Below are 23,832 nucleotides of genomic sequence, written 5' to 3'. Positions count from 1 at the left end.
GTCCGCCGCCGCGCGCGGCCCGATCGCCGCTCCCGGCGGCGCGACGACCACGCGCGCCGGGTCCGCCCCCGTCCGCACGAGCCCGTCGGCGGCCCACTGCGAGGCCGCGACGTATCCCGCTGTGCGCCGCGCCGCGAGCGTCCCGATCCGTCGGATCTGCAGGGCCGACAGCCGGCTCACCCCGGTGAACACGGAATAGCGGTCCTTCATGTCGTCGAACGCGGCGTCCACGTACTGGACCACCGGCACGGATCCGCCCAGGCGGGCGACGTCGACCGAGGCCGCCACGGCGAACACGACGTCCACGCGCGCGGCCCGCAGCCTCTCGCCGGCGACGCGTCCGCGGGCTCGTGCGGTCGCCAGTCCGAAGTCCCACAGATACCTCCGGCGCGACAGCCGTGCCGCGGCCCGGTCGAGAAGCGCCGCGGGCACGTCATGCGTCGAGACCGGCACGACGTCCGCGACCTCGGCGAGCGCGCCGAGCATCGGGCGGATGATCCCCGACCACGCCCCCGGGTCGTCCGTCCGCCACGGGGTGAGGAAGCCGATCCTCACAACCACGCCTCCAGCCGGTCGAGCGCGGTCCAGAAGCCCGCGCCGTTGTCGACGTGCCCCTGCCAGATCTCCGGGATGAACGTGACCCCCGGCAGGAGCGCGTCCAGCTGCGCCCCGAACGCGGGCCAGTCGATGTCGCCCTCCCCCACCTGCACGCCCTCGCCGTCGACACCGGTCGCGTCGACCAGGTGCAGGTGGATCGTGTGCGGCGCGAGCAGGTCGACCGCCTCGGAAAACGCCATGCCGAGCCACGTCGTGGCGAGCTTGGTGTGCGAGGCGTCGAAGACCAGCGGGGTGCCGGTCTCCGCGGCGAACCGCGCGGTGTCGCGCGGATCCACGAACAGGTTGTGGAACTGCTGGCCGCCCATGAGCCAGGGATACGGCGGGAGCGTCTGCGCGGCGACCCGCACGCCGTCGGCGTCGAGCCGGGCGAGCGCGTCGGCGATGCGGGCGTACTTCGGGCCGCGCGCGGACGGCGGCAGGTGCCGGTCCTTCGTGAAGCCCCCCATCGTGACCACCATGACCGGATCCGTCTCCGCGGTGAACCAGCGTCGGAGGTCCCGGGTGATGTCGATCGTGCGCTGCACCTCGCGGATCGAGCGCTCCCAGATCTCCGGATCCTCCGAGGCCAGGTCCACGAGGAAGTCTCCCGCGAACAGGTCGGGCAGGTGCGTCGTGAACGCGATCGGCAGCCGCTCGGCGAACACGTCCGACGGCGAGACCTCGAGGTCCTTGTACGAGAAGTGGAACTCGAGGAAGTCGGGGTTCGACTGCGCTCGCAGCGCCGCGGCGTCGTGATAGCGCACCGGCAGACCCCACGGCCGGCGGAACGTGAACGGCCGTCCCGCAGGGGCGGTATCGCGCAGATCCCCGTCGAAGAAGAAGTCGCCGTCCGCCAGGTCGCGCTGCAGCGTGCGGCCGAGCAGCTGCGGCAGCGCATTGGGCTGCAGCCCGCGTCCCGGGCTCTTCACGGCCACGTCCGCCGCCGCGATCACGGTGCCGGCGGCGAGCGGACGCGCGGCGACGAGCGACTTCGCCAGGGTCACCCGGTTCATCTGCTCGCCCGTCGAGACCGTGCGCGCGGATCCGGATCCCATCGACGCCTCGATGTCGCGGATCTGCTCGACCATGATCCGGAACTCGTCCGGCAGCAGGGAGACCGTGTGGTCGTTGCCCTCCATCGTGCGGTCCACGGTGAAGTGCTTCTCGATGATGTGCGCGCCCCGCGCGACAGCGGCCACGGGTACGTGCCAGCCGCGCTCGTGCCCGGAGTAGCCGACCACGCCCTGGCCGATCTCGGCGAGCCGGTCGAGGTAGCTGAGGTTGAGGTCCTTGTACGGCGCGGGGTACGTCGACTGGCAGTGCAGCAGCGCGAACGGCGCGCCCTGGCCGCGCAGCAGCGCCGCGGTCTCGAGGATCTCGCTCTCCCGCGACATCCCCGTGCTGAGCACGAGCGGCACCCCGCGCCCCGCCGCGTCGAGGATCAGCGCATGGTTGGTGAGGTCGGCCGAGGCGATCTTCATCGCGGGGATGCCGTAGTCGGCGAGCGCCTGCACGCTCGGCGCGTCCCACGGGGTGCACATGACGTCGACGCCGGCGGCGCGGGCATGATCGAACACCTCGTACAGGCTCTCCGCGGGCAGCGAGAACCGGCGCAGCAGGTCGAGCGTGTACTGCACGCCGAGGTCTTCGCCGGAGCTGGCCGCGCCGCGCTGGCGGTACAGCGCGTCCATGTCGCGCAACTGGAACTTGACCGCGTCTGCACCGGCCTCGACCGCCAGATCCACGAGCCGCTTGGCGAGATCGACGGATCCGTTGTGGTTGTTGCCGATCTCGGCGATCACGAACGTCGGATGCCCCGCTCCGATCTCGTGACCGCCGATCCGCAGCGTGCCGGTCTCGTCGACGGCGATCGCCCAGAGGTGCCCTCGATCGTCGACGATCGGCACGTGGTGCACGCCGTCGCGGCCGAGCAGCGGCGCGATCTCCGTGACGGGCGTGCCCCGCGGCACCGTGCGCGTCTCGCGGTTCGCGACCGCGGCGCACGAGACGTCGAGCGAGGCGTCGGGATTGGCGATCAGCCAGCGCCGGAAGTCGCCGTCGGAGAGGGAGCCGAGGAGGATGCCGTGCGCGTCGACGCAGAACACGATCCGCTGCCTGTTCGCGTTGATCTTGGCGAGACCGGTGAGGATCGGATCCTCTCCGAACACGATGTACGGCGCGATGTCCCGTTCGATGATCATGACCGCTCCCCCGTCTGTGCCCCTCGCGAGACACCACTTCCTGCGTGAGACACCACGTCACGACGGCCGTCTCGTGCAGATCCCGGTGTCTCGCCGGATCCTCCCGCGGCGGCGCCGAGGTCGCCGAGCACCTGCTCCGCGATCCGCAGATCCACGAGCGTGTCGATGTCCACGCCCTCGGCCTCGTCCATGACGAAGAGTCCCACGCGGCCGCCGATCCGGTTGTCCTCCCGCTCGTACAGCTCGGTGCGGGAGAGGTAGAGGGATCCGGTCTCCTTGTAGAAGTAGTCGTCCGCGCGCAGCTCCTGCCGGAGCGGACGCGCGGCGGGGTCGTACTCGGCGGTCGCACTGCCGCCGTCGGCGGCCGGATGCCAGAAGAACGGCGTCTGCGGCACCACGCCGACGAGGCTGTCCACCCCGGTCTGGGTGAACTCCCGCACCGCCCTGGCGAGCGTGCCGGGCAGTCGCACCGGCGAGGTGGCCTGCAGCAGCATCACCGCGTCGGGACGGCGCCCCTCGGCGGTGCGGTGCCGGATCGCGTGCAGGATCACCGGCTCCGTGGGCGTGGTGTCCTGAGCGAGCTCCGCGGGCCGCAGGAACGGCACGTCGGCGCCGGCCGCCCGTGCGATCGCCGCGAGCTCGGGATCGTCGGTCGACACGAGCACGTCGAGGGATGCGGCGAGCGCCTGCTCGATGCTCCACACCACGAGCGGCTTGCCGGCGACGACCCTGGCGTTCTTGCCCGGGACGCCCTTGGATCCGCCGCGCACGGGGATCACGCACAGGATGCTCATCGTCGTCCTTCTTCCGTGATGCCGCGCACCGCACCGGCGATCGCCCTCGCGGGTTCGACGGCGGGGCGCACCGGGGCGGGAGTGGCGGATCCGCCCCACACGCTCAGCTCGTACCGGTCCCAGAACTCCCGCACCCAGTCGGGCGGGCGCACGCACGTGACCCAGGCGTCCCTGCCCGCGGCCGCCGCCTCGAGCACGCCCGTCGAGAAGATCGCCACGACGGGACCCTGCGACGCCGAGAGCGGGCCGGGGCCGGCGAAGCGGATCCCCTGCCGCCGCCACCGCGCATGCTGCCAGCGGGACAGGCGGTCGACCTCGGCGGGGTGCGGACGGTACAGCGCCCCGTGCGCGCGGCAGAAGGCGGTCGCGGTGGCCGCGCTGATCCGTCGCGGCAGCTCTGCTCCGTGCAGCTGCCCGAGGAAGACCGGCGGCGCGTCCGCGGGGGCGTGCCCCGCTCCCGCGTTCTCGGACGCGGCCCACAGCAGCTGGCTGCCCACGACCTCGCTCGTCACGTCGGCGCGCCCCGAACGCCAGTAGTCGGCGTCGCGCTCGGTGAATGCGAGCAGGTGCGCCCCTTCCGGCAGCGGCGCCATGTACGGGGTGAGCAGTCCGTGCTGCACCACGAGGTATCGCCAGTCCCGTGCCTGAGCCCACGCGAACGCGGCCCCGCCCACCGGCAGGAAGTGCCCGGCGGAGACGACCGCCCGCACCGCCCGCAGCGCCGCGGGCGCCTCGCCGGGATCCACCCGCTCCACCCGCCATGCGCCGGGCAGCCGCGCCGAGACGTCCGCCGGGGCGATGACCGCCACCGGGGCGTCGCCCAGGTGCGCGAGCGGCTCCAGGACCGAGGCGAGCGCGGTCGGGGTCACCGCGTCGAGCGCGAACAGGACGGCCGGATCCGCTCCGCGCACGTGCAGCGCGAACGAGGAGGGGGCGGCGGGACGACGCACCGCATCGCGCACGCGCCGCACCACGTGCCGGCTGCGCTGCCAGCGCCGCCACGCCTCCAGATCCGCCGGGAACCGCAGCCCGGCGGACGTCGAGACTCCGGTCAGGCCCATGCCGCACGCACCTCCCGCATGCGGTGCACGAGCGTGTGCTCGGCGAGCGTGCGCCGCCGTCCTGCCTCACGGATCCCGCGCGCCCAGCTCTCGTCCCGCCGCGCGCGGCGCACCTGGTCGACGAGCTCGTCGTCGCTGCGGAACACGAGGGTCTCGGATCCGACCTCGTAGTGCTGGGCGACGTCGGGCCGGTCGATCAGCTGCAGCGCGCCGACGCCCGGCGCCTCGTACGTGCGCATCGAGAAGCCGTCGTGGCCGTCGCCGTGGATGTTGAGGGTGGCGGCGCTGCCCGCCATGACGCCGAAGTACGTCGCCCGATCGACGTCGCCGTGCGCGGGCACGCCCGCCCCGCGCCAGCGGGCGGTCCGCAGCACGTCCCAGGGGCTCCGTGACCACTCCCGTCCGTACGCCTCGACGGCCTCACCGGCCTCGGCGAGCACCCGCAGCAGGCGCTCCCGCTCCGGGTAGCGCGCGCCGATGAAGCTCGTGCGGTGGCTGGGCCGCGGGGTGAACGCGGTGAGCGCATCGAAGCCGTCCGGCAGCACGGCGGCATCGATGCCCCGCTCCTGCAGGGTGCGGGTGTCGTCGGGGCTGTAGCTGAACACGCGGTCGACCGTGCCGAGCGTCTCGTCGTCGTAGCGCATGCGCGCGAGCTCGTCGTAGAGCCACAGGGCGCTGCGCGCGCCCGACGCGGCGAGCGCGTGCCACCAGTCGGCCTCGAGGGCGTCTCCCTTCACGACCAGGACGGCATCGGGATCCGCCGCCGTCAGCGCGCGGATCGCGGCGGCGGTCGCGGCGCCGCGCACCCGGGCGGCGAGTGCGGATCCCGGCGCACGATGCGCGAGGGCGTTGCCGATCCCGCCGGCGTCGTAGCAGTGCACGGTCACGTCGAGCTGGAGCGCCTCGAGCGCGGCGGCGAAGGCGCTCCAGTATCCGTGGAAGACCGGGCTGACCAAGAGCACCCTCATCGCGCACCCCCTGGCCGGATCGCCGCGAGCTCGCGCCGGTACGTCTCGAGCGGCTGCACGTCGCGCCCGAACATCCGCCGTCCGGCGTTGAACGCCAGGTTCACCGCGCTCGCCGCCCGCAGCCCGAACCGGAGCAGCCCCGGATGCTCGCCCCACTTCTCGGCGTAGCGGATCCGCGCCTGGGTGACCCAGCGCACGCGCCGGGCGGATTCCGATGAGCCGCCGCCCTCATGCCGCACCTGGACGGTGCCGAGGAACACCGAGGGCACCCCCGCCGCAGTCAGCCGACGCTGGAGGTCGACCTCCTCCACGTTCATGAAGTACCGCTCGTCGAAGCCGCCGATCGCTCGGAACGCGTCGGCCGGGATCAGCAGCGCGGCGCCCAGCACCCAGTCCACCGGCAGCACCGCACCCGCCACGCAGCGGGTGTCGTGCCCGACCGCCTCGTGCAGGCGCGGACGGAACCGGGCGAGCGGCGTCAGCCACTCCACGACGTGGTGCCGGGTGCGCGGCCAGCGACGGCCCGCCCACTGGGTCGCGCCGTCGAGACCGACCACCATCGGCGCCGCCACGGTCCGAGGCCACGGCGCGGCCGCGGCGACGAGCGACGACACGAACGTCGGTTCCAGCTGCAGGTCGCTGTTCAGCACGAGAAGCCGCTCCTGCGAGGCGGCGGCGACCCCCGTGTTGACGGCCGCGCCGAAGCCGCCGTTGGTCTCGCGGCGCAGCACGGTCACCCCCGTCGCGTCGGGGAACGGATCGGGCGACGCGTCGTCCACGACGATGAGCTGCAGCGGGGGTGCGTCGACCTGGGCCCGCAGCGCGTCGAGGAGTGCGAGCGCGGGAGCCGGATCCCCGTAGTGCGGCACCACGACGGATATCCCGCGCGGAGTGCGGTCGGTGGAGGCGTCGAGGTCGCTCATGGGGCCTCCCCCGCGCGGTCCCGACCTGGCACAATCAGACCATGTCGGACCCGCCCTCTGCCGCGTACGGACGCCGCGGGCGCGCGGACCGTGCCGGAGGCGACGGGAAGCCGCCGGCCCTCGTCCCGCCCCCTCGGGCCGAGGGGCGCGCCGCTCCGAAGGCCGCGGCCGACCGCGGAACCTCCTGGGGCGCGGAGGCGTTGACCGCGTCGAAGCGATGGCTCTCCGAGACGCCGTTGCTCGAGTTCACGATGGCGATCCTGCTGGCCGCCGGTTACAACCTGCCCGGCCTGCCCGTGGACGTCCCGATCCGCTATTTCGCGATGGCCGTGCTCGTGGTGGTCGCGACGACCCGCCGACCGCGCTTCGTCTCCCCGCAGCTGCGGCTGTTCATCGTCGCGGCCGTGGCGCTGATCGTCTACGACCTCATCGTGTCGGCGTCCGCGGCGCCCATGACGGGTGCGTCCGATTGGCGCCAGCGCCTCATCCGGCTCGGACTCCTGCTCGTCTTCACCGTCTTCGCGGGGACGGGACGGCTGCGCCTCGTCGCGCTCATCGAGGGTTTCGCGTGCGGGCTGGTGCTCAACGCCGTGCTGTTCTATGCGGGGATCGCGCCGCACGACTATCAGCAGTTCCTCTCCGGCTACGTCGGCGACAAGAACGCCGCCGGTCTGCTGTACGCGATCGGCGGACTGCTGCTCGCGGCCACGCAGACCTCGCGCTGGGCCCGGGCGGGAACACTCGTCCTGTTCACCGGTCTCACCGTCCTGACCGGATCGCGCACGACGATGGCTGGCCTCCTGGCGGCCCTGGTCTGGCTCGCCCTGTTCTCGCGCCGGCGGCTGCTGACCCGGCTCTTCGGCGCGGCCGCCCTGTGGCTGGGCATCTCCTACCTGCAGGACAACCTCGCGCAGATCGGCCTGTTCGCCGACCGCACCGGCACCGACCAGCTGCGCGCCCAGATCGCCGACAGCGTGGCGCGAAAGCTCGCCGAGACCCCGCCGCAGGGATCCGGGCTCGGCACCGCGTTCGTGAACATGTCGACCGGCCAGACATTCCTCTTCCACGACTCCTACGCGACGCTGCTCGTCGAAGGCGGCTTCTTCGCGCTCATCCTCGTCGTGGCCCTGACCGCATGGATCGGCCTGCGTCCCCTGCGGGCGGATGCCGGTCCGTTCAGCATGCAGGCGATGGAGGCGTCCACCATCGTGGTCCTCGTCACGGCGACGCAGCTCGGCGAGGTGTTCCTCACGATCGGCTGGGCGTTCGTGATGGCGGTGGCGCTGCACGGGGGACTCTCTCGGCATGGCGACTCCGCCGCCCCTCCCCTCGGTGTGCACGCTCCTCACCTCACCTGACGGTTCCGCGCGATCACGCCGTGGCGTCGGGATCGAGATCGTTCGCGTCCTTGGCGCGACGGGCGCGCACCGGCGTGCTGCGCTGCCCCGTCTGCGCGATCCGCGGACGCGCATGGGTCGCCCTCGAGCTCGCCGCGTCATCGGACACCGTGCGGGACCGGCTTGCGCGCCTCTCCCTGCTCGCTCCCTCGTCCTCCGCACCGCTCTCCTCCGGAGCGGGGGGCTCCCCGTCGAACGCGGCCGGCGACAGCTCCGCTTCGGAGATCAGCGCGGCGACCTCGTCATCTCCTGCGGCGTCGTCATTCCGGCTCGTCTGCGCGTAGTAGTGACTGTTCTTGCGGTAGTAGCCGTAGCCGTTGGCGCTGTTTCGCATCGCCACGAAGTTGAGCACGACGCCGAGGATCCGAGCCCGGATCTGGGCGAGCTGGGTGCGCGCCTCGACGACCTCGGTCTTGCGGGTGCGCCCCATGGCGATCACGAACACCACGCCGTCCACGAAAGCGCTCATCACGCTCGCGTCCGTCACCGGCAGCACGGGCGGCGCGTCGATGACGATGAAGAAGTCGCGCCGGAGTTCTCCCAGCAGCCGCTGGAAGGCGGTCGAGCCCAGCATCTCCGACGGGTTCGGCGGGATCCCTCCTGCGGGCAGCACGAACAGATTCGGATCCGACGTCTGCCGGATCGCGGGCCCGATCGGCATCTGCCCGCTGAGGACCTCGCTGAGGCCGACGGTGCCGTCGAGGTCGAACCCCTCGGCGACGGTCGGGCGGCGCAGGTCGCCGTCGATCACCAGCGTGCGCTGACCGGACTCTGCGAGCACACGGGCGAGCGTACGGGTCGTGCTGGATTTGCCTTCCCCGAGGTTGGCGCTCGTGACCATGACGACGCGCACCTCCTGGTCGACGCTCGCGAAGCGCAGCCCGGTGCGGATCTGCCGATGCGCCTCGTGCGCGACGGCACGGGCGATCGCATCCTTCTTGCTGCGCCCGTCGGGATCGAACTTCGGCACGCGGCCGAGCACGCCCGCGCCCACGATCGCCGCGACGTCCGTGTGCGCCCGCACCCGCACGTCGAGGGCGCGCCGCAGCAGCACGAGCAGCAGTCCCACGCCCAGGCCGATCAGCGCTCCGGCGATGATCATGGCGCGCTTGTCCGGCGCCGACGGCGTCCTCGGCGCGACGGCCTGGTCGAGAGGCACGATCACGATGCCTTCGGTCGGCACGACGGTGCTGCCGGGCGGCGGGGTCGCCCCCGCTCCGGCGGCGTCCTCGATGCGGGCCACGACGTTGGCGAGCGCGTGCAGGGCGCCGTTGGCGAGACGCAACGCGCTCTGCGGATCCGGCGCATTCGCGGTGACTCGCACCATCGTGCTGCCGGGCACGACCTGGGCGCTGAGCGAGCCGTTCAGCTTCGACAGCGGCACCTTCGCGTCCTTCGCGATCTCCTCCCGCACCTGGGCGGTGTCGACCAGCGGCATGTAGGCCCCGGCGCGATCGATCGCGATATTGGTCCCGGCGATGACGGCTCCGCCGGTGCCGGCGATGAAGCCGGTCGCCTGCGCCGTGTAGACGGGTGGCGTGAGCTGGGCCGTCACGAAGCCGCCGAGAGCGCCGAACAGCAACCCGAGCGCGAGGAAGAACCACCCTCGACGGATCAGCACGAGGAAGTCGAGCACTGTCACGAGCAGCTCCTCCGTTTGCGGGGAGGGTGTACCGAACACCGCGGGCGCCAACTCCCCAGTAGCGCTCGCCCGTAGTCTATGCCGCAGTATCACCGGAACGCACTAACCGAAATATCACTGGCGGGAGCGCCCGGTCGCGACGCCTGCGCGCGCCTCGTCCTAGAATCGGCGCGTGGCCATCGCACGCACGAGCGGTTCGTCGACGGGCGTCACCGCGCGGGTGCCGGCGTGGGCGAACGTGCACCTGTCGCACGCGATGGTGCAGCGCGTGGCCGACGGCGCTGGTGTGGATCTGCTGCACATCAAGGGTCCGGCCACCGACGTCGCCCTGCGCGACGGACTCCATCGCTCCGCGGATGTGGACGTGCTCGTGCGCCCGGCGCATCTGGACCGGCTGATCACCGCCCTCGAGGTGCAGGGCTGGTCGCTGTACACGGGGTTCGAGGAGGGCTCGCCGTTCGCGCATGCGGCGAACTTCCGGCACCCGTCCTGGAGCTTCGTCGACGTGCACCGCACCCTTCCCGGGCCGCGCGCCGATCCGGCGACGGTGTTCGAGCGGCTCTGGCGCGATCGCGGCACGGCCCCCATCGCGCACCGGCCGTGCACCGTGCTGTCTCCCGCCGGGCAGGTGCTCGTGCAGACCACGCACGCCGCCCGGTCCCAGGGCTCCGAGCGCGCCGACGCGTGGGCGCGCTGCGGCGACGACGTGCAGCGGGAGGTGCGGGCGCTGGCCGAGGAGCTGCAGGCCACCACGGCGCTGGCGGCGGGGATCGGCGAGCTGGCGCAGCATCGCGATGCGCCGGACTTCGCCCTGTGGACGTACTGGTCCCGCAGCGACGGCGACCGGCTCGACGAGTGGTCGGCGCGGTTCCGCTCCGCGGTCGGCGCCGGCGCGAAGCTGCGCGTGCTGCGGCAGTCGCTGCGGGTCAACCGCACGCATCTCGCGCTGCGCCTCGGCCACGAGCCTCGCCGAAGCGAGATCGTGCGCGCGCAGTTCGCACGCCTGCGCCTGGCGGGCACTGTCCTCGGAGCGCGGCTGCGCGGAGCACGGCGATGAGCGGCTACCGCATCTCGCCTCACACAGCCTGGATCGAGGCCTCCGAGCACGACGGCCCCGACCACGTCGTCTGGGCCGCGCATCTCGGCTCCGGCGCCCAGTTCGAGTTCACCGACACCGGCTGGCTGATCTGGATGCTGCTCTCGGACGGCATCGGCGACGCCAGGGCGCTCGCCACCGAGCTGGCGCGCATCCACGCCGAACTCGGCGCAGAGGCCTCCCGATCCCCGTTCGACGAATCCACGGTCTCCGCCTTCCTCGCCGACCTGCTGGCCGACGGCCTCGTCGTCATCGACGTCTGAGCAGTCCGCGGCCTTCGTCCCGCCGGATCCATCAGCACTTTTCACGTGCGGAAACCGCACGGCAGCCCTAGAGTGAGCACAGCCGAGGTTCCTCCCCCTCCTCGGCGTTCTAGCCGGTGCAGTCCACTGCCAGGAAGCGATGAGCTGGGGTTCTCCCGCTTCCATGGACCGCGGCTTGGACTGCACCGGCGCCCCCGGTGCCGAGGAGTGCCCGCGGAACGCCCCTGCGCGCGCACCGTCTTGCGCCGACGCCCCCTCTGCCCGCCCACGCCCCCTCTGGCGTGCGCTACTGCGAGGGGGCGTCGACACTGCGAGGGGGCGTGGACGGATCCGGTGGACGACGGATCCGGTGGGCGACGGATCCCGTGGGCGACGGATCCGTCCGGCGCACGGCGACGGATCCCGCCGCGGAGCGCACCGCCCGCGACACGCCCCGCACGAGGCACACCCCGCGAGGACGCCCCCGCCTCGCGAGGCACCGTTCTGCGTCGACGCCCCCTCTGCGCCCCGACGCCCCCTATGGCGTGCGCTGCCACGAGGGGGCGTCGACACTGCGAGGGGGCGTCGGCGGACAGCACGACGCGGCGCGCAGGCGGCGTGCACGCGGCGCACACACACAGCGCACGTCGCAGACGCGGCGGCCCCAGGAGCGAACCCGGCCCGGCCACGGTCAGGCGTGCGGCAGTCCGCCCCGCCGTACGCCCAGCATGTCCACGAGTTCCCGCGTCCGGGCCATTCCCGCGGCCGGAGAGAACTCCGCGAACCAGCGCTCGAACAGCGGACCCCGGTGGGCCGGCGTCTCGCCCGTCGCGAGCGCCGCGATCCGATCCGCGAGTGCGGCGGCATCCCCCGCCGGCACCACTTGCGCGGCGTCCCCGACGACCTCGGGCAGCGCGCCCGCATCGCTCACGATCAGCGGCACCCTGGCAGCCATCGCCTCGGCCGCGACCAGTCCGAACGACTCCGCGATGATCGACGGCACCACGAGCAGGTCGATCGTGTCGAAGAAGTCGGCCGCGTCGACCCAGCCCGCGCGGTGCGTGAGACGGGCGACGGGTCCGAGCGCCTCCTCCATGACCTCGAGGTCCTCCTCGGGCACGAACAGCGGCTCCCCTGCGAGCACGAGCCGGAAGCGTCCCGGCATGCGATCCTCGAGCAGCCCGAGGGCGTCGGCCAGCACGTGCACGCCCTTGTCGAGCCCGAGCCGTCCCAGGAAGCCGATGCGGATCCGTCCGTCCTTGTCGGGGGTCGGCTTCGCCCGGCGGATCCGCTCGGTCCAGTTCGGCAGCACCTGCGCCTCCGGCACGGTCTCCAGCATCGTGCGGGACGGCACGAGCGTCGTCACCGCGTCGCGTCGCGCAAGCCTCGCCAGGAGCCGGCGGATACCGGTCGGCTCCTGATGCAGATGCACCAGCCGCCCAGGCCGGCGTGCGGTCGCGAGCGCAGGCACGAGGCCGTTGCACCAGAGCAGGCCCTCCGGGCGCGCGCGGTCCCACCGTCGCAGCGCCCACATCCAGGTGAGGCGCCTGCGGGCGGGCAGCCCGATCACGGGCAGCCCGCGGTGCGCGGCCTCGTTCAGCACCGCCGAGGGCGCAGGGGCCACCACCGTGACGTCGACGCCCAGCGCCTGCATCGCTCCGGCCAGGCGCAGCAGCATGACCTCGCCTCCGCCGATGCCGCCGTTGTTCGCGGCGACGTAGACGCGTTCGAAGCGGGCAGGGCTCTGGCGTGCGGCCCAGTGCGCGGCTTCGGCGAGCGCCCACGGCTGGGCCTGCTCGGCGAACGGCACGAGCGCCGCAGGAGCACGCGCCTCCGCCCGCTCATCGATCGTCGGCGTCTCGACCGCCTTCAGCGGTCGCGCAGCGTCACTCATCAGTGCCTCCCCAGTGGCACAGCAGATGCCTCCCACAGGCATCGCAGCCTCAGGCCGGCTGCACTGTGCAGACTACGTCACAACCCGCGCGACCGAAAGCGTCTCGGGCAAAGCCGCACACGGGTCTCTTGCGGCCAGGTGCCACGCGGATGCAGAACCGGAGGGACGCCGGTCGTTTTGGAGGATGCGGATCCATGCCGTAGGCTTTCTCTTTGGTGTGCGATCACTGCTGGTCGCACGCGCGAACGTGAGCCCTCCACTGGCGTGTTCCCCTTCGGCCCCTCGACAAGCTCGAGGACCGATGAGAACCACCCCGGAGTGGGATTCACGAACCTCTCCGTTCGAATCAAGAAAGCAGCACTATCGTGACGCGCACTTACACCCCGAAGGCCGGGCAGATCCAGCGTGACTGGGTCGTCATCGACGCCACCGACGTCGTTCTCGGCCGCCTTGCCTCGCACGCCGCAGCGCTCCTGCGCGGCAAGCACAAGGCCACCTTCGCCAACCACCTCGACTCGGGTGACTTCGTCATCATCGTGAACGCCGACAAGGTCGCGCTCACCGGTCAGAAGCTCCAGAAGAAGATCGCCTACCGCCACTCCGGTTACCCGGGCGGGCTCAAGGCCGTCGCCTACTCCGAGCTGCTCGAGAAGAACCCCGTCCGCGCTGTGGAGAAGGCCATCCGCGGCATGCTCCCGAAGAACAGCCTGGGCCGCCAGCAGCTGGCGAAGCTCAAGGTCTACACCGGATCCGAGCACCCGCACGCCGCTCAGCAGCCGAAGACGTACACCCTCGACCAGGTCGCCCAGTAAGCGCCGTTACGAATAAGGACATACTCGTGGCTGACAACGACACCACCGATTTCCCGCAGACCTTCTCGACCGAGACCCCTGAGGCCGCCGCCGTCGAGACCGCTCCGCGTCCCGTTCTGACCGTTCCCGGCGCTGCCGTGGGCCGTCGCAAGCAGGCCATCGCCCGCGTGCGCCTGATCCCCGGCTCCGGCACCATCACGGTGAACGGCCGCACGCTGGAGGACTACTTCCCGAACAAGCTGCACCAGCAGCTGATCAACGACCCGTTCACGGTGCTCAGCCTCGCCGGCGCCTACGACGTGATCGCCCGCATCTCCGGCGGTGGCCCCTCGGGCCAGGCCGGCGCACTGCGCCTCGGCATCGCCCGCTCGCTGAACGGCATCGATGAGGAGAACAACCGGCCGACCCTCAAGAAGGCCGGCTTCCTCTCGCGCGACGCTCGCGTCAAGGAGCGCAAGAAGGCTGGTCTCAAGAAGGCCCGCAAGGCGCCTCAGTACTCGAAGCGTTAAGCCGCGCAGACCTCTATGGCTCTGTTCGGTACGGACGGGGTGCGGGGGCTGGCCAACGGCCCCCTCACCGCCGATATCGCGCTCACCCTGGCCCAGGCGACTGCTGTCGTCCTGGGCCAGGGCCGTATTGCCGAGGCGCGCAAGGCCGCCGGCAAGCGCCTCACCGCCGTGGTCGCACGCGACCCGCGCATCTCGGGGCACTTCCTCAGCGCCGCCGTCGAGGCGGGTCTCGCCTCCTCCGGCGTTGACGTGCTCGATGCGGGCACGCTGCCGACCCCGGCCGCGGCGTTCCTCATCGCCGACATCGACGCCGACTTCGGCGTGATGATCTCGGCGTCGCACAACCCGGCGCCGGACAACGGCATCAAGATCTTCGCCCGCGGAGGCGTGAAGCTCCCCGACCTCGTCGAGAAGCGCATCGAAGAGGCCATGGCCGGCGAGAAGCTACGCCCCACCGGCGCGAACGTCGGGCGGGTCAGCCGCTTCTCCGACGCCGAGGACCGCTACGTCATGCACCTGCTGGCGTCGCTTCCGCATCGTCTCGACGGCCTCCACGTCGTGCTCGACTGCGCGCACGGGGCCGCCAGCGGCGCCTCCCCCGAGGCGTTCAACAACGCGGGTGCCAAGGTGACCGTGATCGGTGCGGATCCCGACGGGATCAACATCAATGACGGCGTCGGATCCACGCATCTCGACAAGCTGGCCGCCGAGGTCGTGCGCGTCGGCGCCGACGTGGGCATCGCGCACGACGGCGACGCGGATCGCTGCCTCGCCGTCGATGCCGACGGAAACATCATCGACGGCGACCAGATCATGGCGATCCTGGCTGTCGCGATGAAGGATCGCGGACGCCTCGCCGAGAACACCCTCGTCGCCACCGTGATGAGCAACCTCGGTCTGCACGTCGCGATGCGCGAGCAGGGCATCACCGTGCGCCAGACCGCGGTCGGCGATCGTTACGTGCTCGAGGACATGAACGCCGGCGGTTACTCGCTGGGCGGTGAGCAGTCCGGCCACGTCATCATGAGCGACTTCGCCACCACCGGCGACGGCGTGCTCACCGGTCTGCACCTCGTGGCCGAGATGGCGCGTCAGAAGAAGACGCTGGCCGAGCTCGCCTCGGTCATGACCGTCTACCCGCAGAAGCTCATCAATGTGAAGGGTGTCGACCGCACCCGCACCGACGACGAGCACGTGCAGAAGGCCGTCAAGGCCGTCGAGGCCGAGCTCGGCGACACCGGCCGGGTGCTGCTGCGCCCCTCCGGCACCGAGCAGCTCGTGCGCGTCATGGTCGAAGCGGCGGACGAGTCCTCCGCGCACGGCTACGCGCACCAGCTCGCCGAGGTCGTGCGTGAGCGACTCGCTCTCTGAGCACACCACCGGAGCAGTGCCCGGGCAGCCTCGGCTGCGCCGGGCACTGTTCTGGATGATCGCGTACGCGATCGTCGTGGCGGTGATCGTGTTCTGGCCCGAGCCGTTCCTCTCCGCCCTCGACCCCTGGATCCGCAGGGTGACCGCGGGATTGCCCGGGCTGACGCTCGTGCGCGTCGAGTTCATCGCGAACGTGGCGATGTTCATCCCGCTCGGGCTCTTCCTCGCGATGCTCCTCCCCCGGCATCGCCATCTCGTCGTCCCGATCGGATTCCTCGCGACCTGCCTGATCGAGTCGGTGCAGGGCCTGTTCCTGTCCGATCGCAGCGCCACCGTCGCGGACGTCATCGCGAACACCGCGGGCGCCTGCATCGGGCTGCTCGTGATCGAGGTCGTCGACGCGCTCCGGCGACGCCGCGCCGGGCGCTGAATCGACGGCACGCGCGAGATCCGATATTCCGCACTCTGGTTTCCGCGGCGTCTCCGGACTAGCATGAAGCCACGCCGCATCCTTTGGGAGGATGCGGACCCCGGCTCGAAAGCTTCTCAGCCCGAACGAGCAGCCGCCGATCAGGGATGGACGACGGTTCTTTGGGAGAGTCCGTGGTCCTGGGAGGATGGCCCCTGCCATCCGCCGTTGTGGGAACGGTTCTGGGGAGTTCTGGGGAGTGTCTGGAAAAGTCGATTTCGTAGCGACGGCGCACACCGTCGCCCTCTGGCGCCACGCGTACGCGAAGCGCCTCGCCGTCACCGATACGATCATCGTCTGTGCGGTGGTCGCCTTCGCGCAGATCGCGCGATTCGGATTCGGTGACTCCCGCGTCGTGGGGCTCAACCTCCTGAACGCGGAACTCGAGTACTCGATGTTCTCGATCGCGCTGGCCCTGGTGTGGTCGCTCTCGCTGCAGCTGTCCGGCTCGCGGAACGCGAAGGTCGTCGGCGGCGGTTCGCTCGAGTACAAGCGGGTCGCGGATGCGACGATCCGGCTGTTCGGTGTGCTCGCGATCCTCGCCTTCGGGTTCCAGCTGCAGCTCGCCCGCGGCTACGTGCTCGTCGCGTTCCCGATCGGGCTCGTCCTGTTGTTCCTCGGCCGCTGGCAGTGGCGGCGCTGGCTGCTCACCCAGCGCACCCGCGGTCTCTTCGCGCATCACGCCGTGGTGCTGGGCGAACGCGAGAAGTCCCGTCACGTCGGCGCATCGATCATGCGCGAGCCCGGCCTGGGCGTACAACTTCTCGGTGCGGTGACAGAGACCGGCAGCGACCAGGATCTCCTCCCGGGGGTGCCGGTGCTCGCCGGCTTCGACAGCGCGCTCCAAGCGATTCTCGCCTCGGGTGCGGACACGGTCGTATACAGCGGATCCGATCGTTTCAGCCCCGAGGCTCTGCAGGAGCTCGGTTGGGAGCTGGAGGCGGCGAAGATCGAGCTGCTCGTCGCTCCCGCCCTCACCGGCATCGCCGGTCCGCGGCTGCACTCCATCCCCGCACCGGGTCTTCCGCTGATCCAGGTCGACTACCCCGCCTTCGAGGGGACCAAGTACCTCGCCAAGCGCACGTTCGACGTCATGGGCTCCGTGCTCGCCCTCGTCGTGCTGAGCCCGATCTTCGCCGTGCTCGCTGTGTGCGTCCGGCAGGACGGAGGGAAGGCGCTCTTCCGCCAGCAGCGCATCGGCGTCGGCGGCAGACGCTTCGAGATGCTCAAGTTCCGCACCATGGTCGTGAACGCGGAGGATCAGCTGCCTTCGCTGCTCGACCAGAGCGACGGCAACGCCATGCTTTTCAAGATGCGGAACGACCCTCGGGTGACGGCGGTCGGACGCGCCCTGCGCCGGCACAGCCTCGACGAACTGCCGCAGCTGATCAACGTGCTGCGCGGCAATATGTCCCTCGTCGGCCCGCGCCCTCCGCTCACGTCGGAGGTGGAGCACTACGACCACCGCACGCAGCGCCGGTTCCTCGTCCGTCCCGGCATCACGGGTCTGTGGCAGGTCAACGGCAGGTCAGACCTGTCCTGGGACGACAGCGTGCGACTCGATCTGTTCTACGTGGAGAACTGGTCGCTGACGGGCGACCTGGTGATCCTCTGGCGCACGATGCGCGTGGTCCTCACCGGCGCCGGCGCCTACTGACCCGCTGCGAGCGCGACATGGCCGGGCTGATCGTCACCGAGTGGATCGAGACGTCCGGAGGCGCAGAGCGGGTTCTGGACTCCATGGGCGAGGTCTTCCGCGACTCGGAGATCTTCTGTCTGTGGGACGACGCCCCCGGCCGGTTCGACCCGGGGCGCGTCTCCGAATCCTGGCTCTCCCGCACCCCGTTCCGGAGGCACAAGGCCGCGGCCCTCCCCCTGCTGGATGCGACGTGGCGCCGCGCCCCGGTGCGTGACGACGTCGACTGGGTGCTGGCCAGCTCCTACGTCTTCGCCCACCATGTGCGTATGCCCGATCCGTCGGTGCCGAAGTTCGTCTACGCACACAGTCCCGCCCGCTACCTGTGGGATCCGGAGTCGGATGAGCGCGGTCGGCACGCGATCGTCCGCGCCGCCTCGCCGCTGTTCCGTGGCATCGACCGTCGCAGAGCGCAGGAGGCCACGTCGATCGCGGCGAACAGCGAGTTCGTCCGCGACCGGATCGCGCGGGCGTGGCGACGCGACGCGACCGTGATCCACCCGCCCGTGGCCGTCGAGGCGATCCGCGCCCAGGCGGACTGGAGCGGGCAGGTCCTCGACGCCGACGAGCGCCGCATCCTCGAACGGCTCCCGGAGACCTTCGTCATGGGCGCGTCGCGGTTCACGCCGTACAAGGCCCTGGACCTCGTCATCGCCGCCGCCGATCGCGCGGGTCTGCCCGCGGTCATCGTCGGGCGGGGACCGGACGAGCTGCGCCTCCGCGCGTGCGCGCATGAGGCGCACATACCGGTCGAGTTCGTGATCAGTCCCTCGGACGCGCTCATGTACGCCCTCATGCAGCGGAGCGCGGTCTTCGTGTTCCCGCCCATCGAGGATTTCGGGATCGTGCCCGTCGAGGCGCAGGCGGCAGGAACTCCTGTGGTGACGGGACCGGTCGGCGGGCAGATCGAAGCGATCATGCCGGGCGTCTCAGGGGTGATCGCCGCGTCCACGGATCCTGCGGACCTCGCTGCGGCGATCGACGCCGCGCTGCGGCTCGCCCCGTTCGACTCCGAGATCCTGACCGAGAGGTTCGGGGCGGACCGCTTCGCGCGCGAGCTGCGGGAGTTCGTCCAGGTCTGAGGACGCTGGGGCGCCTATCCTGCTGTTCGTGCCCCTTGCCTCCCCGCCGACGCCCGACGTTCGAAGGCCGGCGCGCCCTGCGTCGCGACGCATCGTCCTGACCGCACGGATCGTGCTCGTGCCATATGCGATCGCCGTGCTGCTGCTCACCTGGCTGCCCGCCGAGGAAGCGGGCAAGGTGACGGGCATCGTCGCCACGCTCGCGCGACTGGTCGCGACGTGGGGTGTCCCGGTGGAAGCCGCCTACACGGTGTTCGAGTTCGCGGCGAACATCGCCCTGTTCGTCCCGCTGGGAGTGCTCCTTGCCGTGGGCTGGCCGCGCATGCCCGCAATGGCGATCATCGCTGCGGGCTGCGCCGCCAGCACGATCATCGAACTCGTGCAGCTGACCATGCCGAGTCGATATTCGACGCTCTCCGACGTGATCGCCAACACGCTCGGTACTGCCGTGGGCCTCGTTATCGCTCGAGCGGTCTTCCGTCGGCCCACGGTCGACGACGCCTGAACCGCCGGCGTTACTTGCAGGTCGGCTCGACAGTGGTCGGCGTCGCCCGGGACATCGGGGTCGTCCAGACCTTGAGCGGCCCGCCAGGGCCGGGCGCGGTGAACTCCACGTTCACGGTGTGCGTCTCGGCGAAATGATGGAAGACCTCGATCTTCACCACCGGGCGCCCGAGGTGCTCCCCCTGACTGAGGATGTTCGCGGGTTGCCCGTCGATGGTGATGCTGGAGAGCGACCCGCCGGCGGGACCGTAGAACACCGCGAAGCTGCTGATATCGCCGGCCGCGAAGTAAGGTCCCGTGATGTACGGCGGCAGCTGCCCCGCCGCCTCCTCGGTCAGGTTCGAGGTGAGTGTCATCGTGCCCTTGACGACCTGGTCCGTGCGGCAGGCGTCGATCTTCATGTCGAGGTAGTAGCTCTTCTTCGAACCCGTGTTGTCGTTCAGATAGACGCCGAGGACGCTCTGCTCCTTGTCCGTCGCCGGCATGATCCCGCTCATCCGGGAGTTGTCGACCAACTGGGTCTGCTGCGGGTCGTTGCTCAGGTAGAGAAGACGCCCCTCGTCCGAAGCCCGGAACAGGGACTGGATGAGCTTCACCGGCGACGCCTTGCCCGAGGTGACGGCATCGAAGATCGTGTCGGCAGCAGAGGCGAAGAAGGCGTCCTGCTCCACTCCCGTCGGATACCGGGAGTACACCTCGTTGAGCAGCAGCGGCACCGCATTCTGGGCGGTCAGCTGATCACCGGTCGCGAGCGTCACAGGACCGGTCGCCTCGAGGATGTAGGAGAGCGTGACAGGGTCGATCGACAGCACCGCGTCGATGTTCGTCCCGATGTCCCGCGCCCACCACGCGCGCAGGATCCGGACCGCGTCCGGCAGGTTCGGCACCATCGTGAAGTCGGGTGTGTAGCGCCCGATCTTGTCGCCGAAGATGTTGACGGCCTGCGGATCCAGATCCACGACGGGATCCGGACTGCCCTGGTGCTTGAAGTCGGAGCTGCTCACCACCGTGCCGCGGGTGATCGTGCCGTTGTCGACCGTGATCGGCAGGAACTGCGCCGCGTTGCCGCCGAGGCTCCGCGCCTCGGAGTTCCCCTGGAACATCAGGAGGTAGGTGCGGGGGCCCTTCGCACCGAGCGCATCCGGCAGGACGCTCAGCACCTCGCGCGCGGTGGACATGGTCGGCTTCAGCTTCGTCAGCTCGGTGTCGAGCTTGGTGACGCCATCGGCAACCTGGCCGACGAGCTGGGCCTTGTCGACCTTGCGGAGAGCGGCGGTCGCCTTCTGGATCCCCGCATCGACGGACTCGAAGGTTTTCGAGAGAGCGGTGATCGCCGCGGGATCGATCCTCCCGCCGGCGATGTTCAGATCGCTCAGCTTGACGCTCGCGGCGGGGCGCACGACGTCGGTCGCGAGCCCGTCCGTCACCTCGGCGACGGTGCGGACCGCAGAGAGATTGGAGCCGACCATCGGGAGCTTCTCCGCGAAGTCCCACTGCCACCCCTTGGTCGCGGCGACGGCGGCCGCCGTCTGGGCCGAGACGACGCTGGAACTCTTCGCCGCCGCGTCGAGGTCGCCGGCGAGCACAGACTTCTGCACCTGCTGCACGCCGGTCATCGCGGTCTCGAGATGGCCGCGGGCAGACATCGCCTTGTCGTAGACCTGCTTGCCGATGATCCCTCCGGCGACCGCAAGCACGACGAGCAGGAGGAACACACCGCCCACGATCCAGGGCCAGGTCCGACGGCGACGACGGGGCTTCGACTCGATGCGCTCCGCCTTCCGATCGCGGAGCTCACGGCGCGAGGGGGGCGTGCTACTCATGGGTCCATCCAATCATCACCGGCAGCGCTTCCCCCGTGCGGGTTCACAGCCAAAGGACCTAGCCGATCTTGACGGTCTCCATCAGCCGGGACGATTCCAGAGCCGCCTCGACGACGGCGAGCGTGCGCAGCCCCTGCTCCATCGTCACGACGTCCGAACGGTCGCCCAGCACCGCATCGCGGAAGGCCTCATGCTCCACGCGGAGCGGCTCGCGCTTGGTGAACGCGTACCGGATGACGTCTCCTTCCGAGACGCCGCGGAAGCTCGACACCGACTCCCACTCGAGCGGAATCGTGCCGTTCGCGAAGAACGTGAGGTCGCCGGTCGCGGTGTCGGCGACGAACGCGCCCTTCTCCCCCGTGACGACGGTCACCCTCTCCTTCATCGGGCTGAGCCAGTTCACGATGTTGTTCACGATCACGCCGCTCTCCGTGCGTCCCGTGATCGTGATCATGTCCTCATGTTCACGACCGCTCTTGAATGCGGTCTGCGCGAACACGCGCTCATAGTCGGATTGGACGACCCACGCCGTCAGGTCCACGTCGTGCGACGCCAGATCCTTCGCGACGCCGACGTCCGCGATCCGCGAGGGGAAAGGACCCTGACGCCGCGTGACCACCTGATAGACCGCGCCCAGCTCGCCCGCTTCGAGCCTTCGGCGCAGCTCCTGCAAGGCGGGGTTGAAGCGCTCGATGTGCCCGACGGCACCGACCAGTCCGGCCTGCGAGAAGGCCTCCACCATGCGTCGTCCTGCGTCGAGGGTGTGCGCGATCGGCTTCTCGACGAGCGCATGCACTCCGGCGGCGGCGAGCTTGAGCGCCGCTTCCTCGTGGAATCGGGTCGGCACCGCGACGACGGCGGTGTCGAGGCCGACTTCGATCAGCGCATCGATGTCGGGCAGGATCTCCAGTTCGCCGCCCACGCCATGCGGATCCCCACCCGGGTCGGCAATAGCGACGAGCTCGACGCCATCGATCTCACGCAAGACGCGAGCGTGGTGGCGCCCCATCATGCCGACGCCGAGCAGGCCGGCGCGCAGCGCCATCAGGCGCCCGCCCCTGCGACGGCGTTCACGGCTGCGACGATGCGCTCGAGGTCGTTCTGGGACAGCGACGGATGCACGGGCAGGGAGACGACCTCGCGAGCCGCTCGCTCGGTCTCCGGCAGTTCCACCCCCGGCGCGAAATGCGCCAACGACGGCAGGCGGTGATTGGGGATGGGGTAGTAGACACCCGCACCGACGCTGTACTCCTCCTTGAGCGCCTTCACGAAGCCATCCCGGTCTTCCGGAACGCGGACCGTGTACTGGTGATAGACGTGCACCGCGGTGTCGGCGACCGGAGGGACGACCACGCCGCGCAGGTTCGCGTCGAGGAACGCGGCGTTGTCCTGTCGCGTCTTCGTCCAGCCATCGACCTTCGTGAGCTGCACGCGGCCGATCGCCGCGTGGATGTCGGTCATGCGTGCGTTGAAACCGATGACCTCGTTCTCGTACTGCCGCTCCATGCCCTGGTTCCGCAGCAGTTTGACCATGCGCGCGGTCTCGTCCGTCGCGGTCGAGACCATCCCGCCCTCGCCGCTGGTCATGTTCTTGGTCGGATACAGGCTGAACATCGCGAACTCGCCGAATGTGCCGACAGGACGGCCGTCCAGCGCGGCGCCGTGCGCCTGTGCCGCATCCTCGTACAGGGCGATACCCGTCGCGGCGGCAAGGGCCTCCAACTCGCGCATGCGCGCGGGGTGCCCGTAGAGGTGCACCGGCAGCACGCCGCGGGTCTTCGATGTGACCGCTGCGGCGACCGCATCGGGGTCCAACGTGAAGGTATCCGGCTCGATGTCGACGAACACCGGCGTCGCACCCGTGAGCGCGACCGAGTTTCCGGTCGCCGCGAAAGTGAACGACGGCACGATGACCTCGTCGCCGGGGCCGACGCCGGCGGCGAGCAGACCGAGATGGAGGCCCGCGGTTCCGGAGTTCACGGCGACCGCCGGACGACCCTGCACGAAGTGTGCGGAGAATTCGGCCTCGAAGGCGGCGACCTCGGGCCCCTGCGCGACCATGCCGCTGCGGAGGACTCGATCGACGGCTTCGCGCTCGTCGTCGCCGATGATCGGCTTGGCGGGGGGAATGAAGTCGCTCACGCGTTCTCCTTCGTCAGGGTGCCGTTCTGCTCACGGTAAGTGGTGCCGCTCTGGGGACAGATCCAAGTGTCGGCCTCGTCGCCCGTGGTCAGGGGCACACCGGCCTCTCCGACCCAGCCGATGCGCTTCGCGGGGACCCCCGCGACGAGTGCATAGTCCGGGACGTCCTTGACGACGACCGCGCCCGCGGCCACTGTCGCCCACGCGCCGATCGTCACGGGGGCGACGCACGTGGCTCGCGCTCCGATGGCCGCGCCGGTCCCGATCGTCACGCCGACCGGTTCCCAGTCATGCGCGCTCTTGAGCGTTCCGTCCGCGTTGATCGCCCGCGGATAGGTGTCGTTGGTGAGGACGACCGCGGGGCCGATGAAGACGCCATCGGCGAGACGTGCCGGTTCGTAGACGAGCGCGTAGTTCTGCACCTTGCAGTTGTCGCCCATGACGACACCCGTGCCGACATATGCGCCTCTGCCGACGATGCAGTTCTCGCCCAGCCGGGCTCGTTCCCGCACCTGAGCGAGGTGCCAGATGGACGACCCCGCTCCGATCTCGGCATCATCCGATACGTCAGCGGACTCGACGATCCGCACGCCAGCTCTTTCGGTCATT

22 protein-coding genes are annotated in these 23,832 nt (G+C 70.6%); 10 read left to right on the top strand and 12 right to left on the bottom strand.

From position 1 onward, the window contains the following. From RS86_RS04925 to RS86_RS04900, 6 genes are all read right to left on the bottom strand, one after another. Window positions 1–561 (bottom strand): glycosyltransferase (locus tag RS86_RS04925; RefSeq protein WP_152642071.1); only part of this gene is annotated, 561 nt, incomplete at its 3' end. Beyond that, window positions 552–2,798 carry an N-acetylneuraminate synthase family protein gene (locus RS86_RS04920; protein WP_045271093.1) on the bottom strand — a complete coding sequence of 749 codons (2,247 nt, stop codon included), beginning with the start codon at window positions 2,796–2,798 and terminating at the stop codon, window positions 552–554. The genes RS86_RS04925 and RS86_RS04920, both read right to left, overlap by 10 nt. Next, the gene (locus tag RS86_RS04915) at window positions 2,795–3,592 is read right to left on the bottom strand and encodes a cytidylyltransferase domain-containing protein (protein WP_082076574.1); all 798 of its coding nucleotides are present in this window, start codon (window positions 3,590–3,592) and stop codon (window positions 2,795–2,797) included. Before RS86_RS04915 ends, RS86_RS04920 begins: the two co-directional genes overlap by 4 nt. Beyond that, on the bottom strand, window positions 3,589–4,653 hold the full coding sequence (locus RS86_RS04910) for a hypothetical protein (RefSeq protein WP_045271092.1): 1,065 nt from the start codon (window positions 4,651–4,653) through the stop codon (window positions 3,589–3,591). The genes RS86_RS04915 and RS86_RS04910 overlap by 4 nt, the downstream gene beginning before the upstream one ends. Next, the gene (locus tag RS86_RS04905; RefSeq protein ID WP_045271091.1) at window positions 4,644–5,621 is read right to left on the bottom strand and encodes a CgeB family protein; all 978 of its coding nucleotides are present in this window, start codon (window positions 5,619–5,621) and stop codon (window positions 4,644–4,646) included. The genes RS86_RS04910 and RS86_RS04905 overlap by 10 nt, the downstream gene beginning before the upstream one ends. Further along, window positions 5,618–6,544 (bottom strand): glycosyltransferase family 2 protein, encoded by a 927-nt coding sequence (locus RS86_RS04900; protein ID WP_045271090.1) that lies wholly within the window; start codon window positions 6,542–6,544, stop codon window positions 5,618–5,620. Before RS86_RS04900 ends, RS86_RS04905 begins: the two co-directional genes overlap by 4 nt. 41 nt (window positions 6,545–6,585) lie before the next feature. On the opposite strand from RS86_RS04900, the gene RS86_RS04895 reads away from it, so the two are divergent. Beyond that, the gene (locus tag RS86_RS04895) at window positions 6,586–7,902 is read left to right on the top strand and encodes an O-antigen ligase family protein (RefSeq protein WP_045271089.1); all 1,317 of its coding nucleotides are present in this window, start codon (window positions 6,586–6,588) and stop codon (window positions 7,900–7,902) included. A gap of 13 nt (window positions 7,903–7,915) precedes the next feature. On the opposite strand, the gene RS86_RS04890 is transcribed toward RS86_RS04895, so the two are convergent. After that, a complete protein-coding gene (locus RS86_RS04890; protein ID WP_052680081.1) occupies window positions 7,916–9,583 on the bottom strand; it encodes a CpsD/CapB family tyrosine-protein kinase in 1,668 nt (555 codons plus the stop codon). A 172-nt stretch (window positions 9,584–9,755) separates the two neighbouring features. On the opposite strand from RS86_RS04890, the gene RS86_RS04885 reads away from it, so the two are divergent. Further along, a complete protein-coding gene (locus tag RS86_RS04885; RefSeq protein ID WP_052680080.1) occupies window positions 9,756–10,640 on the top strand; it encodes a nucleotidyltransferase family protein in 885 nt (294 codons plus the stop codon). Further along, a complete protein-coding gene (locus RS86_RS20295) occupies window positions 10,637–10,942 on the top strand; it encodes a PqqD family peptide modification chaperone (RefSeq protein WP_045271088.1) in 306 nt (101 codons plus the stop codon). Before RS86_RS04885 ends, RS86_RS20295 begins: the two co-directional genes overlap by 4 nt. A gap of 670 nt (window positions 10,943–11,612) precedes the next feature. On the opposite strand, the gene RS86_RS04875 is transcribed toward RS86_RS20295, so the two are convergent. Continuing rightward, complete coding sequence (locus tag RS86_RS04875) at window positions 11,613–12,815, bottom strand: glycosyltransferase (protein ID WP_052680079.1); 1,203 nt, start codon at window positions 12,813–12,815, stop codon at window positions 11,613–11,615. 365 nt (window positions 12,816–13,180) lie between these two features. Between RS86_RS04875 and rplM the strand changes: the two genes are divergently transcribed. The 7 genes from rplM to RS86_RS04840 all read left to right on the top strand — a co-directional run bounded on the left by rplM (window position 13,181) and on the right by RS86_RS04840 (window position 19,259). After that, on the top strand, window positions 13,181–13,627 hold the full coding sequence (gene rplM, locus RS86_RS04870; protein WP_045271087.1) for a 50S ribosomal protein L13: 447 nt from the start codon (window positions 13,181–13,183) through the stop codon (window positions 13,625–13,627). Window positions 13,628–13,653: 26 nt separating this feature from the next. Then, window positions 13,654–14,136 (top strand): 30S ribosomal protein S9, encoded by a 483-nt coding sequence (gene rpsI / locus RS86_RS04865; protein ID WP_045271086.1) that lies wholly within the window; start codon window positions 13,654–13,656, stop codon window positions 14,134–14,136. Between the two features lie 15 nt (window positions 14,137–14,151). Next, complete coding sequence (gene glmM / locus RS86_RS04860) at window positions 14,152–15,507, top strand: phosphoglucosamine mutase (RefSeq protein ID WP_045271085.1); 1,356 nt, start codon at window positions 14,152–14,154, stop codon at window positions 15,505–15,507. Continuing rightward, window positions 15,488–15,937, top strand: coding sequence for a VanZ family protein (locus tag RS86_RS04855; RefSeq protein ID WP_045271084.1), 450 nt, complete (start codon window positions 15,488–15,490; stop codon window positions 15,935–15,937). The genes glmM and RS86_RS04855 overlap by 20 nt, the downstream gene beginning before the upstream one ends. Before the next feature lie 238 nt (window positions 15,938–16,175). Next, window positions 16,176–17,633 (top strand): sugar transferase, encoded by a 1,458-nt coding sequence (locus RS86_RS04850; RefSeq protein WP_045271083.1) that lies wholly within the window; start codon window positions 16,176–16,178, stop codon window positions 17,631–17,633. A gap of 17 nt (window positions 17,634–17,650) precedes the next feature. Further along, entirely contained in the window at window positions 17,651–18,754 is a 1,104-nt protein-coding gene (locus RS86_RS04845) for a glycosyltransferase (protein ID WP_045271082.1), read from the top strand. A gap of 28 nt (window positions 18,755–18,782) precedes the next feature. Next, the gene (locus RS86_RS04840; protein WP_160299670.1) at window positions 18,783–19,259 is read left to right on the top strand and encodes a VanZ family protein; all 477 of its coding nucleotides are present in this window, start codon (window positions 18,783–18,785) and stop codon (window positions 19,257–19,259) included. A gap of 10 nt (window positions 19,260–19,269) precedes the next feature. Here RS86_RS04840 and RS86_RS04835 read toward each other — a convergent pair whose 3' ends face one another. Genes RS86_RS04835 through RS86_RS04820 form a run of 4 tightly spaced genes read right to left on the bottom strand, consistent with a single transcriptional unit; the run spans window position 19,270 to window position 23,831 of the window. After that, on the bottom strand, window positions 19,270–21,081 hold the full coding sequence (locus RS86_RS04835; RefSeq protein ID WP_045271081.1) for a DUF4012 domain-containing protein: 1,812 nt from the start codon (window positions 21,079–21,081) through the stop codon (window positions 19,270–19,272). Window positions 21,082–21,139: 58 nt separating this feature from the next. Next, on the bottom strand, window positions 21,140–22,129 hold the full coding sequence (locus RS86_RS04830; protein WP_200892749.1) for a Gfo/Idh/MocA family protein: 990 nt from the start codon (window positions 22,127–22,129) through the stop codon (window positions 21,140–21,142). Further along, window positions 22,126–23,223 carry a DegT/DnrJ/EryC1/StrS family aminotransferase gene (locus tag RS86_RS04825; RefSeq protein WP_045271079.1) on the bottom strand — a complete coding sequence of 366 codons (1,098 nt, stop codon included), beginning with the start codon at window positions 23,221–23,223 and terminating at the stop codon, window positions 22,126–22,128. Before RS86_RS04825 ends, RS86_RS04830 begins: the two co-directional genes overlap by 4 nt. Beyond that, complete coding sequence (locus RS86_RS04820) at window positions 23,220–23,831, bottom strand: acyltransferase (protein WP_045271078.1); 612 nt, start codon at window positions 23,829–23,831, stop codon at window positions 23,220–23,222. The genes RS86_RS04825 and RS86_RS04820 overlap by 4 nt, the downstream gene beginning before the upstream one ends. Between the last annotated feature and the right edge of the window lies 1 nt (window position 23,832).

The sequence above is a fragment of the Microbacterium azadirachtae genome, assembly GCF_000956505.1.
In the GTDB taxonomy this organism is placed as follows: Bacteria; Actinomycetota; Actinomycetes; order Actinomycetales; family Microbacteriaceae; genus Microbacterium; species Microbacterium azadirachtae_A.
This window is presented reverse-complemented; position numbering and strand designations above follow the sequence as displayed.